Here is a 13,655-nt window from a genome sequence, read left to right as displayed (position 1 = left end):
GCCCCGAAGGGCCCCTTGAACATTCCCGCAGAGGGGGAATTTTTATTCGTCGCCTTTGAGCGCGGCACCGAGAATATCGCCCAGCGATGCACCCGAGTCCGACGAGCCATACTGCTCCACGGCTTCTTTCTCTTCGGCGATCTCGCGCGCTTTGATCGAAACGCCCAGACGGCGGGTCTTGCCGTCGATGTTGGTGATGCGAACGTCCACCTTGTCACCGACCGAGAAACGCTCGGGACGCTGTTCGGCACGGTCACGCGACAGATCGGAGCGGCGGATGAAGGATTTCATGCCTTCGTATTCCACTTCGACACCACCGTCTTCGATGGCTGTCACTTCCACAGTCACGATCGAGCCGCGCTTCACGCCGCCCACGGCTTCGGCAAACTTGTCGCCACCGATGGCCTTGATCGAGAGCGAGATGCGCTCTTTCTCGACATCGACTTCGGACACAACGGCCTGCACCATGTCGCCTTTGCGGTAATCCTGAATGGCTTCTTCGCCACGCTGGTCCCACGACAGATCGGACAGGTGAACCATGCCGTCGATGTCGCCTTCGAGGCCAACGAACAAACCGAACTCGGTGATGTTCTTGACTTCGCCTTCGACTTCCGTGCCCTCGGGGTGTGTTTCTGCAAACACTTCCCATGGGTTGCGCATGGTCTGTTTCAGGCCCAGAGACACGCGGCGCTTGGCACCGTCGATTTCCAGAACCATGACTTCGACTTCCTGAGAGGTCGATACGATCTTGCCGGGGTGCACGTTCTTCTTGGTCCAGGACATCTCGGAGACGTGGACCAGACCTTCGACACCGGGCTCCAGCTCAACAAAGGCACCGTAGTCGGTGATGTTGGTCACACGGCCTGTATGTGTCGATTCCAGCGGGTACTTCGCAGCCACCAGATCCCATGGATCTTCCTGCAGCTGTTTCATGCCGAGGGAGATACGGTGGGTTTCTTTATTGATCTTGATGACTTGCACCTTGATCGTCTCACCGATGGTGAGGATCTCGGACGGGTGATTGACCCGGCGCCAAGCCATGTCTGTGACGTGCAGCAGACCGTCAACGCCGCCCAGGTCAACAAACGCACCGTATTCGGTGATGTTCTTGACCACGCCGTCGACATTCTGACCTTCGGTCAGGTTGCCGATGACTTCGGCGCGCTGTTCGGCACGCGATTCTTCGAGGATCGCACGACGCGACACAACGATGTTGCCACGGCGACGGTCCATTTTCAGGATCTGGAACGGCTGCTTCAGACCCATCAGGGGGCCAGCGTCGCGCACGGGGCGGACGTCAACCTGAGAGCCGGGCAAGAAGGCCACGGCACCGCCAAGGTCGACGGTGAAGCCGCCTTTGACGCGGCCAAAGATGGCCCCTTCGACGCGGGCGTCGTCTGCATATGCTTTTTCCAGGCGATCCCAGGCTTCTTCGCGGCGGGCCATCTCGCGCGAGATGACGGCTTCGCCACGGGCGTTCTCGGCTGCGCGCAGGTACACTTCGACCTCGTCCCCGACAGAGATTTCGGGCGCTTCACCGGGATTTGCGAATTCTTTGAGTTCGACGCGGCCTTCCATCTTGTAGCCTACGTCGATGATGGCTTGGCCTGCCTCGATGGCGAGAACCTTGCCTTTGACAACTGACCCCTCTTCGGGCGTGTCCATTTCGAAGCTTTCTTGCAGGAGGGCTTCGAATTCCTCCATCAATTTATCAGCCATGTGGCGTCGTTTTCCTAACTATACTTGTTTTCTCGGGCCGTGCGGTTGTCTCCGCCGGTCTTGGATGTGGTTGGTCAGATGTATCGCAAAACAAAGAGGGCCGGATGGTTCCGACCCTGCTCATCTCGATGTCTTGCGGTGTTTACACCTTGGCGACGGCTCGGCGTATAGCCCTTGACCGACCTGAGGGCAAGGGTGTGTGTCGGCCAGGCACGCCGCGGGCAACGAATCGCCGTGAAAACCTTTTGTTTATTGAGCTTAAGCGCAAACGGCAGGGTGTCGCCCCCCGTGCACCATGCGTACACCCCCTGTGCACCCCCAACGCACGCGGGTTCGGATGTTAACGCAACGCGCGGACTAATCCGACAAACGGAACACTTCGACGGGGGCGCGGATGCCCTTCAGCGTGACTTCACCAACCGGGGCGACGTCAATGTCGTCCTCTACCGCTGTCGCCGCGCGCGGTGACAGCAGGATCTGCCCGTCTTCGGCCATGTCGCACAGCCGTGCAGCAAGGTTCACGGCGGTGCCGGACGCGGTGTAGTCCGACCGCCCTTCGTAGCCCACCATACCCACGGTGGCATAGCCCAGCGACACGCCCACACCAAAGCCCAACCGGTGACCCAGTCGCTTCCAATCCTTGCACAGCTCTTGCATCCGGGTGCGCATCGCAAGCGCCAGCCGCACCGCGTCGCCTGCCGGATCATCGCAAGGCACCGGGTCATTGAACAGGACCATGATCCCATCGCCCATCCGGTGATCGACACCGGCCCCATGTGCGTTGATCAGCTTGCCCATTTCCTGATGGTAGGTCTGCAGCACTTCGATGGTTTCTTCGGGCTCTGCCGTTTCGCAAAAGGCGGTGAAGCCGCGGATGTCGCAAAACAGCACCCCCAAAAGGGCGCGGTGGCTTTTGAGCATATCTTCGGAACCCGAGGACACAACCGTGTCGGCCACGGCGGCGGGCAGGAAGCGCTTGAGCTTGCCCATGCGCTCAATCTCGCCCACCTGCGCGTCGACCCGTTCGCCAAGTTCGGCATTCAGCGTTTCCAGCGCGCGGAACTGGCGCACGTTTTCAATGGCAATCACGGCTTGCGCTGCAAAAGTGCGGACCAGTTCGAGATCATCCGGGCTGAATGGCGCAATTTCGCGGCGGTAGAGCATGATGGCCCCGATTGCGATGTCGCCTTGCATCAGGGGCACCAAAAGGACCGACCGGGCCCCTTCTGTTTCCACAAGCTCGTAGCGCCAGCGTCCGGATGCCGGGAATTGCGGGTCGTTCACCAGATCGTCGCTGAGGATGACCCGCGCTTCGGCCACGGCACGGACAGCGACAAGTCTGGACGACGCCATGGGTTCGCGAAACTCATCCAAGGCCGTGGCGAAATCGGGGCGCACGCCGCGAAATGCGGGCACGGTGACATGCGTCCGTTCGGCATTGGCCATCGGCAGAAACGCAAGCGGTGCATTGCACAGGCGCGACGCATTGCTCAGGATTGCATCGAAGACGGGGCGTTCATCATCCGGGCTTTGGCTGATGACCTGAAGTATCTCGCGGGTCGCCGCCTCACGCTCCAGTCGGGCGCGCACTTCGCGGAACTGGCGCACGTTCTCGATCGCGATCACAGCTTGTGCGGCATAGCCTTGAACCAGTGAGACGTGTTCGTCGGAATAGGGCGCGACATCACACCGGTACATGCCGAGAACGCCAATGCCCTGCCCTTCGGACACCAACGGCACCATCAAGACCGAGCGCGCGCCGGACTGATCAAGCCATATCCGGTTTGGATGATCCGAATTTTTGAAACTTTCGATATCGAGCAGATCGTCGATGTGCCGCACTTTCATATCGCGGACACACTGAACCATGACGCTGCCGGAATCGTCCATCGCCCTGCGGTCGAAATCTGCCCCTTGCTCTGCCCCGTCTTCGCGGCGGGCCGCAACGTCGAGCCACGCGCCGTCTTCGGACACCAGCCAGATCGACCCGTGTTGACTGCCGCTGAGGGCGACGGATTTCTCCAACAGCGCGTCAAAAACCGGCAGATCGTCATCGCGGCTCTGGCTGATCACACTCAGCACTTCGCGGCTGGCCGTTTCGCGCGCCAGTCGTTCCTCAACCTCGCGGAATTGCCGCACGTTCTCGATGGCAATCACAGCCTGGGCGGCAAAGGATTGAACCAGTGCGATTTCGTCGTCGGTGTAGGGGCGCACTTCTTTCCGGAAGAGGATCATTACGCCGATGCCGCCATTCTCTGTGACCAATGGCACAAAGAGGTTTGTACGGATGCCGGTATCGTCGACAACGGTGGTAAAATGGCCGACACCGCTGCGGTACCCGTCGGTCGTGGCCATGTCATCGACATGCACGGGTGTGCCGGTGACGATGGCACGGGCGGCAAGGGAAATGTCCGGGTTCATCGTGACTTCGCCACGGTCATAAACGGCGATGGTGCGCGGATCGACACCGTGAGACGCCGCAAGGCGCTGATGCGTGTCGCCTTTTTCGCCCAATGCAAGGGCCGCTGCGTGCGCGTCGCACAGATGCGCCGCCCGTTTCAGGATCAGGTCGAACACCGGCCCTTCGTTGTCACGAGACTGGCTGATTGCCTCCAACACCTCGGCCGAGGCGCGTTCACGGTCCAGCCGGGTCTGCACCTCGCGGAACTGGCGCGCGTTTTCGATGGCAATCACGGCTTGCGTGGTGAACGCCTCAAGAAGCGCGATCTCTTCGGCATCGAAGGGGCGGACTTCGCTGCGAAAGACCGTGAGGTTGCCGATGGCGTTGCCATTGTGGATGAGCGGTACGAAGATCACGCTGCGGATGCCCGATGCATCGACCATCGAGCGGACAACCGGGCTGCCTTGGGCGTAAAGATCGCTTTGGCCCATATCGTCGAGCGCGATCAGGCGCCCCTCAATAATGGAGCGTGCCGCATAGGACAGGTTCGCGTCCATGCGCATCTGCCCGGTCTCGAACAGAGCGATGGCTTCGGGGAACATGCCCCTGTGCGCGGCGAGTGTCTGGGTGTCATCCTCCGGTGTGCCAAGGATCAGCCCCGCAAGCGGCGCGTTGCACATCGCGCAGGCCTGTTTGAGGATGGCTTCGAAAACGGGGGTTTCGTCGTCCCGGCTGGTGCTGATGATGTCCAGCAGTTCGCGCATGGCCCGCAGCTGCACAGCCTCGGACAATGTGTGGGATGTGCGTAGTGGCAGGACGTCGGGCACGCGAAATGGCCTTGTTTGAAATACTTGCCCGTATCAGCCTATCCAAGCCGTCCGTACTTGCCAACGCCTGACCGTTGGCTCAGATCTCTTCGCCCAATTCCTGCAGTTCCTTCAGCAACTCTTCGTAGATGCCATTGCTGTCGCCGCCGCCAAAAACCGTTGCCCCACCGGAATAGGTCTGGCCATAGGTGCGGGCCACGTTGATGGTCTGGATGAAGGCCGACAGCAGCTGGTCTTTTTCCAGCGGGCTGAGGGGGTGGATGTAGACGCCCCAAAGCCGCCCCTGCGCCACCGCATAGCGGGCATCGAGCGCGGTGTCGAAATTGGCCTGCATCAGCCGCATGAGTTCTTCGGGGCTGAGCCCTTCGGCGGACCGGATCGGCACCATGGCCCGCATACGGTCGGCGCGTGGGTCGGCGATGACCACGATCGGCACATCGTCCAGCGTGAACTGGATGGCGCTGCCAGCGGCCACGGCCTCCGGGTCGATGGCGCGGATGATCTCGGCCATGCGCAGCAGGGTCATGGGGGGCTCGAGCGGGGCGTCGGGCAAGGCCTCCGCATCCGGCAGGACCTCGGCGTCCGATCCGTTGTCGGGCGTTGTCTGGGCATGCGCCGCGCCATACATGGCTGCGAAGGCCAGAACAGTAACCATCAATGCGGTGCGAATGAGTACCATGGCCGGTGCCTTTCTCTCTGATGACAGGGAAAAGCTAGGCCAGCCATGGCTCAAATACCAAGCACCCTTTGGTGATCGGTTGAAACAGACGCGGCCGGAACCGCGTCCGTATTTCCTCAGACCGCGGCCTTGAGAGCGTCCGCCAAATCGGTGCGTTCCCAGCTAAAGCCGCCATCCGCTTCGGGGGCTCGACCGAAGTGGCCATATGCGGCTGTGCGTTGGTAGATCGGCTTGTTCAGCGACAGATGTTCACGAATGCCGCGCGGCGTCAGGTCCATGGCCTGGGCCACGGCTGCTTCGATTGCCGCATCATCGACCTGACCGCTGCCAAACGTGTCGCAGTAGATCGACAGAGGCTTGGACACCCCGATCGCATAGCTGAGCTGGATCGTGCACTTGTCGGCCAAACCTGCCGCCACGACGTTCTTGGCCAGATAGCGCGCAGCATACGCCGCTGAGCGGTCCACCTTGGTCGGGTCCTTGCCCGAGAACGCGCCGCCGCCATGTGGCGCCGCGCCACCATAGGTGTCCACGATGATCTTACGGCCCGTGAGACCTGCGTCCCCGTCGGGGCCGCCGATCACGAACTTGCCGGTGGGGTTCACGTGCCATTCGGTGTCAGCGGTCAGCCAGCCGTCTGGCAGGACTTCTTCGATATAGGGGGTCACGATGGCCCGGATGTCGGCGCTGCTGAGGCTTTCATCAAGGTGCTGCGTGGACAGCACGAGAGAGCTGACACCCACGGGCTTGCCGTCTTTGTAGATCACCGAAAGCTGCGATTTGGCATCGGGGCCAAGGGCGGGCTCGGTGCCGTCCTTGCGCACTTCGGCCAGACGGCGCAGCATGGCGTGGGCGTAGTGGATGGGGGCCGGCATCAACTCGGGCGTCTCATTCGTGGCAAAGCCAAACATGATGCCCTGATCACCGGCGCCTTCATCCTTGTCAGCCGCAGCATCGACGCCTTGGGCGATATGCGCAGATTGCTCGTGCAGCAGGTTCGTTACCTTGCAGGTCGCGTGGTGAAACTTGTCCTGCTCGTAGCCGATATCCTTGATGCAGGCGCGGGCGATCTCGTCGATCTTGCCCATGTAATCGTGCAGCTTGTCCTGATCGCTCAGGCCCACCTCTCCGCCAATAACGACGCGGTTGGTGGTTGCAAACGTCTCGCAAGCGACGCGTGCTTCGGGTTCTTCGGCTAGAAAAGCGTCCAGGACGGCATCGGAAATGCGGTCGCAGACTTTATCGGGGTGGCCCTCGGACACGGATTCCGAGGTGAAGGTATAATTCTGACGGGACATAAGTGCTCCATTAAAAAAGTGTTCCGCGTCACGTCAGGAAGCCGTTGTGACGGGTCTGCAGCGGCTTACGCGCCGGGGCCGGGCGCGTCAATGGCCCCCGCACGCCGCAGATGGGCGTGATGCAACACCGCCGCAATCAATCCGGCCAGAATAAGCAGGACCCAAGGCAGATCGCCCGTGCGACTGTAGAGCGTCGGAGGCCCGGCAACAGGCAGCGCCGCATCGACATATCCCGGCTCATTGAGCCAGAGCGCCTCGGTGATGCGTCCGTTGGCATCAATGATGGCTGACACACCCGTGTTGGCCGCGCGGATCAGCGGCAGTCCCTGTTCGATGGCCCGCATCTGCGCCTGCGCCAGGTGTTGCTGCGGGCCTGAGCGCATACCGAACCATGCGTCATTGGTGATATGCATCAGGAAGGTCGGGCGCGTGGGCGCGGCACCGACATCATGGGCAAAGACAGCCTCGTAACAGATCAGCGGCAATGCGGTCCCAAGCGCGCCCATGTCCAGCACTTGCGGGCCGGGTCCACGCGCGTATCCACTGTCCGCGCGTTCTGCCAGCGCCCGGATACCAAGGCTGCGAAACAGCCCCGGCAAGGGCATGTATTCGCCAAAGGGGACAAGATGATGCTTGTCATACGTCTGGGTGACCTGCCCGGCCGCATCCAGTGTCACAAGGCTGTTGTAGTAACCTGCATCATCCCGCCGCTGAATTCCCAACACCACGGGTGCACCGCGGGCAGCGTCGGCAATCACGTCAAAGACCGGTTGGGCGTTTTCCAGCAGGTATGGCAAGGCGGTTTCGGGCCAGACGACCAGATCGGGCACCTCGCCTGCCGCCGTATAGTCGATCTGGCGGTTGACGAAGACCGGGATGCGCGCAGGGTCCCATTTTTCATCCTGCGGCGCGTTGGGCTGCACCAAGCGGATGGTGTGGTCGGTAAGTGCGCTGCGTTCGGCCAACGGCGGTAGAAGAAGTGGAATGGCGATCAGGCAGACGAGGACGGTTTCGAAGGCACGGTGGTTGAGCGCATGCACACCGGCCATGACCGCAAGCATGGCCAGCATCACACCGTGCGGCCCTGCCAGCGCAAGTGCCTGTCCGGCAAGGCCGTCCACCAGCGCTTGAGGCGCGCTGGCCCACGGAAATCCAGTCAGCAGATAGGCGCGCAGCATCTCGACCCCGGCCAAGCTGAACACCAGAACAAAGGCCCGCCCGCCACACCATTTTGCGAACGCAAGTGCGGCACCCCAGAACAGACCCAGCCCAAGTGCCAGCAATCCAAGGGCAAAGGGCGCCATCCAGCCGGTCGTGGCGGCATCGATCTGAAAGGGTTGGGTGATCCAGCTGAGCGTCAGGCCGAAATAGCCGACGCCGACCGACAGCCCCAGAAGGACGGCATGCCCGGTGCTGCGTGCCGCCTTCAGCAGGCTGAACATGACGCCGATGGGCACAAGGATGGCGACTGCGATTGACAGCGGTGCATGCGCCGCGGCCCCGAACGCACCGCCAGCAAGCCCCAGAAGTCCCTGCGCCCAGACCGGCCATGCCGATACATCGGCGCGGGATATCTTCATTCGGCGGGCTCCGGCCCTTTCAGACGCACGCGCATCCGTTTTATGCGGCGCGGATCTGCGTCGATCACTTCGAATTGCGGTCCGTCGGGATGCAGGACCACTTCGCCGCGCGCAGGCACGCGACCCGCCAGCATGAAGATGAGGCCGCCCAGCGTGTCGATCTCTTCCTCGTCCACGTCATCGTGGGTGGTGAGGGAAATGCCAATCTCTTCCTCGAACTCTTTCAGCGGGGTCTTGGCCAGAGCCAGATAGCAGCCTGATTTTTCACGGGTGAAGAGTATCCCCTCGTCCACGTCGTGTTCGTCCTCAATCTCGCCCACGACCTGTTCGATCAGGTCCTCGATTGTGACAAGACCGTCCACGCCGCCATATTCGTCGATGACAAGCGCCATATGCCGCCGTTCCGTCTGCATCTTTGTGAGCAGCACGCCGATGGTCATCGACGGTGGCACGAACAGAAGCGGACGCAGGCGCGCGCGCAGGTCGAAATCCGCGCCACCGCCGTTAAAGCCATGTTGCAGCGCGACGTCCTTGAGGTGGGCAAAGCCCACGGGTGTATCGAGCGTGCCTTCGAACACCGGCAGGCGGGTGTAGCCGCTGTCCTTGAACACCTGCACCAATTCGTCCAGCGACACGGTGTCGGGCACGGCGGTGATATCAGCCTTGGGCACAGCCACATCCTCCACCCGCAGGCGGCGCAGATTGATCATGCCATGCGATTGTGGCCGGGGGCTGGGTGCCTCGGTGGGCTGGCTGTCGTTGCCGGGGGGGCTGAGCGCGCCGATAACGCGCGACAGGAATCCACCACTTTGCGAAGGTTCGGTCATGTCAGTGTCTGACTGCGCGCGTTGCGCCGCGTCAGACGATCCGTCGGTGTCGCCCATTGGCTCCTGTCCAAGTCTCATGCGGGGTCTTGGCCCCAATGCGTCCTAATATGGGTCAGGGATACCCAGTTTGCCAAGTATCTCGACCTCCAACGCCTCCATCCGCGTGGCGTCTGTGACACTTATGTGGTCATAGCCCAATAAATGTAACGTTCCGTGAACCAGCAAATGGGTCACGTGATGGGCCAACGGCTTGTCTTGTTCGGCGGCTTCGCGCGCACAGGTGTCATAGGCGATGGCGATGTCACCAAGGCTCACGGCCCCGTCCGGATCAGGTGTGGGGGTCGCGGGCGCATCGCCTTCCTGCTTCGGCGACAGGTCTTTATCCGGCCAGCTGAGCACGTTGGTTGCCGTGGGTTTGTCCCGGAAGTCGGCGTTGAGCACTGTGATGCGCGCGTCGTCACACGCGAGGATCGACAGTTCGGCCTGTTCAATGCCTTGCGCAGACAGGGTTGCAGCGATGGCGGTGTTGGCCAGCCTTTCGAACCCCGCGCCGTGCCAGCGGGTGTCTTCGATCAGGATGTCGATATCGTGTGGCATATGTCGGACCGGGGGCCAGCCCCCGGACCCCCGAAGTTTATCTGGCAAGATGAAGGTGGATCAGGTTGCTTCTGGATCAGCCTCATAGGCTTCGATGATGGCCGCCACAAGCGGATGACGCACCACGTCCTTGGACGTGAAGTAGTTGAAGCTGATGTTGGGGATGGATTTCAGCAGGCGTTCCGCGTCCCACAGGCCGGACGATACGCCGCGCGGCAGGTCGATCTGGGTGCGGTCGCCGGTGATGACCATGCGCGATCCCTCACCCAGACGGGTCAGGAACATCTTCATCTGCATGGTCGTGGCGTTCTGGGCTTCGTCCAGGACAACAAAGGCACGGCTGAGCGTGCGGCCGCGCATGAAGGCAAGCGGCGCGATCTCGATTGTCTTTTCCTCTTTCAGCTTGGCCAGTTGCTTGCCCGGCAGAAAATCGTTCAGCGCATCATATAGCGGCTGCATGTAGGGGTCGACTTTTTCCTCCTGCGTGCCGGGCAGGAAGCCCAACCGCTCGCCCGCCTCGACCGCAGGACGGCACAGGATGATCCGGTCCACGTGACCGGAAATGAACATCGACACCCCGACAGCGACGGCGAGGTAGGTCTTGCCCGTACCGGCCGGACCGATGCCAAATGCCATTTCGTTGTCAAAGAGCGACTGCACATAGGCCTTTTGCGCATCCGTGCGCGGCTCGACCAGTTTCTTGCGGGTCTTGATCTCGATCCGGCTGCCCACTGACATTTCGAGCTGGTCACCCTGCCGGGAGCCTGTCCCTTCTTCGGATTGGCCCATGCGCAATTCGCGGTCCACGTCCGCCGGCTCCACATCCTTGCCGGTCTCGAGCCGCAGGTAGAGCGCGTTCAGCACGTCCCCTGCCCGCTTTTGCGCAGCATCATCGCCCAGAATCGCCAACACGTTTCCCCGTCGCACGATCTGCACCTCAAGGGCGGATTCGATGGCCGTCAGATGGCTGTCATATGGACCACACAAGTCGATCAGCAGACGGTTGTCGGGGAATTCCAGGACCATCTCCTGGGACGGTTGGTCTAGAGTCAAATGCTGCTCCTTTGAGTCTTTGTTTCAGCCAGCGTGGCAAGTTCAGTTCGGGGGTGCAACGGGCTTGGGACGGTTTTCATGCAATTGAAACAAAAAAGGCCGGAGCGTGTGTCGCGCCCCGGCCTCGTGAATGTGTTTCGATCACGATCAATTCGGGTCGTTGATGCGCGAGCCACCTTTGAAGTCACCGACCGTTCGCGTGGGTTCCGCGACGCCGGAGCATACCGGTTTGCCGTAGCGGTCAAGACGCGCGGACAGGTATCCTTCAACGCCGTCATCAATGATCCAGTGATCACAGCCATTGGGATCCACCCAGATACCGGCCTGCAACTGGCTCAGGTCCTTGGCGTCGGTGCCGCGGTCAATTGTCTTGTCTGCGGGCAGCCCGTCACCGAAGCCGTCGGCACACGCGGCAAGCGCGAAACCGGCAACAAGCAGCGGGACGAATTTTAACTTGGTCATTTTGCGTCCCTCACTGAATGCAGATGATTTCGACACGGCGGTTGGCAGCCATGCCTTTTGCGGTGTTGTTCGGCTGCGCGGGCAAGCGTTCACCGTAGCCCCGAACATCTGCGATCCGCGCACCGGACTGTTGGGCAACCGCAGCCACCGAGTTGGCCCGGTTCAACGACAGGCGCAGGTTGTAGGCATCGCTGGCCCGGCTGTCCGTGTGACCGGTGATGATGAACGCCTGGGCGGACGAATCCTGGAAGAACTTCGCCAGACGCTCGCGGCCTGCCTTGTGAATGCGGAAGCTGTCGGTTGCAAAGAACTGATCGGATTGCATCACGCCACACAGGTTGCCACGGCGGCACACCGGGATGCCTTTGCGGTTGGTGTGCGGGGTCATGTAGCCCTCTGCCCCGTCATCCATCACCCAGTGTTCGCACCCATCGGGGTCCACCCAGATGGTCGGAATATACTGGCCCTGATCGCGTCCTTCCTGCGACCGCGTCTGCCCGAAGGCCTGCGCGGACACGTCCGACACCATCATCGATGTCAAAGCCACAGCGGTGGCAGCCGCCGTTGCTAGAAGCTTATGACCTGTTTTTGAAAACAATTTCGCCACAGCCTGTCCCTTTTTGTTGGTCCCCCGCAAGGATCAACAACTTGCCCGGAAACAGGCCGACCCTCGCCACTCTGCGAAAAACCGTAGGGAAAAATTAACGTTCTGTGAACCCGTTTTTACCAGATATTGTGTCTAAAATCAGCCGACTTACAATTGAGCCGCGCAATTTTCACCTGATTTCGCGGCAAAGGGCCCAATCAGTCGATCACACCGGCCAGAGAATTTGTCGCAGCTTCAACGATTCTGACGGGGGCGATATCACCGATTTGAACCGGTGCATCGGCCACATGAACCGCGTGCAGATAGTCGCTTTTGCCGCCCATCTGACCCGGCAACCTTCCGGGCTTTTCGAACAGCACATTCACCGTGCGCCCGACCATGCTTTGTTGAATGGCGCGTTGCTGGCGGGTGATCAGGGATTGCAGCCGTTGCAACCGGTCATCGGCCTGCGCTGCGTCCACCTGAGCGCGTTCTGCCGCCGGGGTGCCCGGGCGGGTGGAATACTTGAAGCTGTAGGCGTAGCCGTAATTGACCTCTTCCACCAAATCGAGCGTTGCCTGGAAGTCTTCCTCTGTCTCTTCGGGGAAGCCCACGATGAAGTCGCCCGACATCAGGATATCGGGGCGTGCGTCGCGGATGCGTTCGATGACACGCAGGTAACTTTCGGCGGTGTGGCTCCGGTTCATGCGCTTGAGGATGCGGTCACTGCCCGATTGTACCGGCAAATGCAGGTAGGGCATCAGCTTGGAACAGGTGCCATGTGCCTCGATCAGGTCATCCGTCATGTCATTGGGGTGGCTGGTGGTGAAGCGGATGCGTTCGAGCCCGTCCACCTTGTCCAGATCCCAGATCAGCTTGGCCAAGGTGTAATCCGACCCGTCCCGGCCAGCGCCATGATAGGCGTTGACGTTTTGGCCCAGCAGGGTGATCTCGCGCACGCCGCGTTCGACCAGATCGCGGGCTTCGGTCAGGATGCGATCCACCGGGCGGCTGACTTCAGCGCCACGGGTGTAGGGCACCACGCAGAATGCGCAGAACTTGTCGCAGCCTTCCTGAACGGTCAGGAAGGCCGTCGGACCACGCTGGGCCTTGCGGCGGCCTTTGAGCTTCTCGAATTTGTCTTCTTCGGGGAAATCGGTGTCGAGCGCCTTTTCACCTTCACGCGTCTTCGCCTCCATCTCGGGCAGGCGGTGGTAGCTTTGGGGGCCGACAACCAGATCGACCATCGGCTGGCGGCGCATGATTTCCTGCCCTTCGGCCTGAGCCACGCAGCCCGCAACGCCGATCTTGAGATCGGGTTTGTCGGCCTTGAGCCCCTTGAACCGCCCCAATTCGGAATAGACCTTTTCGGCAGCCTTCTCGCGGATGTGGCAGGTGTTCAGCAGGATCATGTCGGCATCGTCTGCCGTGGTCGTTTCCACATAGCCCTGCCCGCCCAGCGCCTCGGCCATCCGTTCGCTGTCATAGACGTTCATCTGGCAGCCGTAGGTCTTGATAAAGAGCTTCTTGGGCGTCGACATGGGTTGCTATCCCGGAACATTTGGATGGAATGCGCGCTCTACCAGCCCGTCCGACATCTTGCAATGCGAGGCGGATTAACCGAAA

At 61.2% G+C, this 13,655-nt stretch carries 11 protein-coding genes and 1 riboswitch; all 11 genes read right to left on the bottom strand.

Translation table 11 applies throughout. The features are described from left to right. Positions 1-42: 42 nt before the first annotated feature. The 11 genes from rpsA to miaB all read right to left on the bottom strand — a co-directional run bounded on the left by rpsA (position 43) and on the right by miaB (position 13,570). Positions 43-1,719, bottom strand: coding sequence for a 30S ribosomal protein S1 (rpsA, locus tag Q1A32_RS17780; RefSeq protein WP_299614885.1), 1,677 nt, complete (start codon positions 1,717-1,719; stop codon positions 43-45). A 357-nt stretch (positions 1,720-2,076) separates the two neighbouring features. Further along, a complete protein-coding gene (locus Q1A32_RS17775; protein WP_299656158.1) occupies positions 2,077-4,947 on the bottom strand; it encodes a GAF domain-containing protein in 2,871 nt (956 codons plus the stop codon). A gap of 79 nt (positions 4,948-5,026) precedes the next feature. Beyond that, positions 5,027-5,626, bottom strand: a complete 600-nt coding sequence (locus Q1A32_RS17770) for a hypothetical protein (RefSeq protein WP_299656155.1) — start codon at positions 5,624-5,626, stop codon at positions 5,027-5,029. Positions 5,627-5,742: 116 nt separating this feature from the next. Beyond that, positions 5,743-6,924, bottom strand: a complete 1,182-nt coding sequence (gene metK / locus Q1A32_RS17765) for a methionine adenosyltransferase (RefSeq protein WP_299614873.1) — start codon at positions 6,922-6,924, stop codon at positions 5,743-5,745. A 3-nt stretch (positions 6,925-6,927) separates the two neighbouring features. Then, positions 6,928-6,980: riboswitch (SAM-SAH riboswitch) on the bottom strand. Between the two features lie 9 nt (positions 6,981-6,989). Continuing rightward, positions 6,990-8,504 carry an apolipoprotein N-acyltransferase gene (lnt, locus tag Q1A32_RS17760; protein ID WP_299656152.1) on the bottom strand — a complete coding sequence of 505 codons (1,515 nt, stop codon included), beginning with the start codon at positions 8,502-8,504 and terminating at the stop codon, positions 6,990-6,992. Beyond that, on the bottom strand, positions 8,501-9,388 hold the full coding sequence (locus tag Q1A32_RS17755) for a hemolysin family protein (protein WP_299615493.1): 888 nt from the start codon (positions 9,386-9,388) through the stop codon (positions 8,501-8,503). Before Q1A32_RS17755 ends, lnt begins: the two co-directional genes overlap by 4 nt. Before the next feature lie 45 nt (positions 9,389-9,433). After that, positions 9,434-9,928, bottom strand: coding sequence for an rRNA maturation RNase YbeY (ybeY, locus tag Q1A32_RS17750; RefSeq protein WP_299656149.1), 495 nt, complete (start codon positions 9,926-9,928; stop codon positions 9,434-9,436). 60 nt (positions 9,929-9,988) lie between these two features. Further along, positions 9,989-10,954 carry a PhoH family protein gene (locus tag Q1A32_RS17745; protein ID WP_299615491.1) on the bottom strand — a complete coding sequence of 322 codons (966 nt, stop codon included), beginning with the start codon at positions 10,952-10,954 and terminating at the stop codon, positions 9,989-9,991. 174 nt (positions 10,955-11,128) lie between these two features. Further along, complete coding sequence (locus Q1A32_RS17740) at positions 11,129-11,443, bottom strand: hypothetical protein (RefSeq protein WP_299614862.1); 315 nt, start codon at positions 11,441-11,443, stop codon at positions 11,129-11,131. 10 nt (positions 11,444-11,453) lie between these two features. After that, positions 11,454-11,975, bottom strand: coding sequence for an OmpA family protein (locus Q1A32_RS17735; RefSeq protein WP_299615489.1), 522 nt, complete (start codon positions 11,973-11,975; stop codon positions 11,454-11,456). Between the two features lie 272 nt (positions 11,976-12,247). Further along, positions 12,248-13,570, bottom strand: coding sequence for a tRNA (N6-isopentenyl adenosine(37)-C2)-methylthiotransferase MiaB (gene miaB, locus Q1A32_RS17730; RefSeq protein WP_299614859.1), 1,323 nt, complete (start codon positions 13,568-13,570; stop codon positions 12,248-12,250). Positions 13,571-13,655: the final 85 nt, after the last annotated feature.

The organism is uncultured Tateyamaria sp. (assembly GCF_947503415.1).
Lineage (GTDB): Bacteria > Pseudomonadota > Alphaproteobacteria > Rhodobacterales > Rhodobacteraceae > Tateyamaria.
Note: the sequence above shows the minus strand (reverse complement) of the source record. Positions and strands in the feature narration are given on the sequence as shown.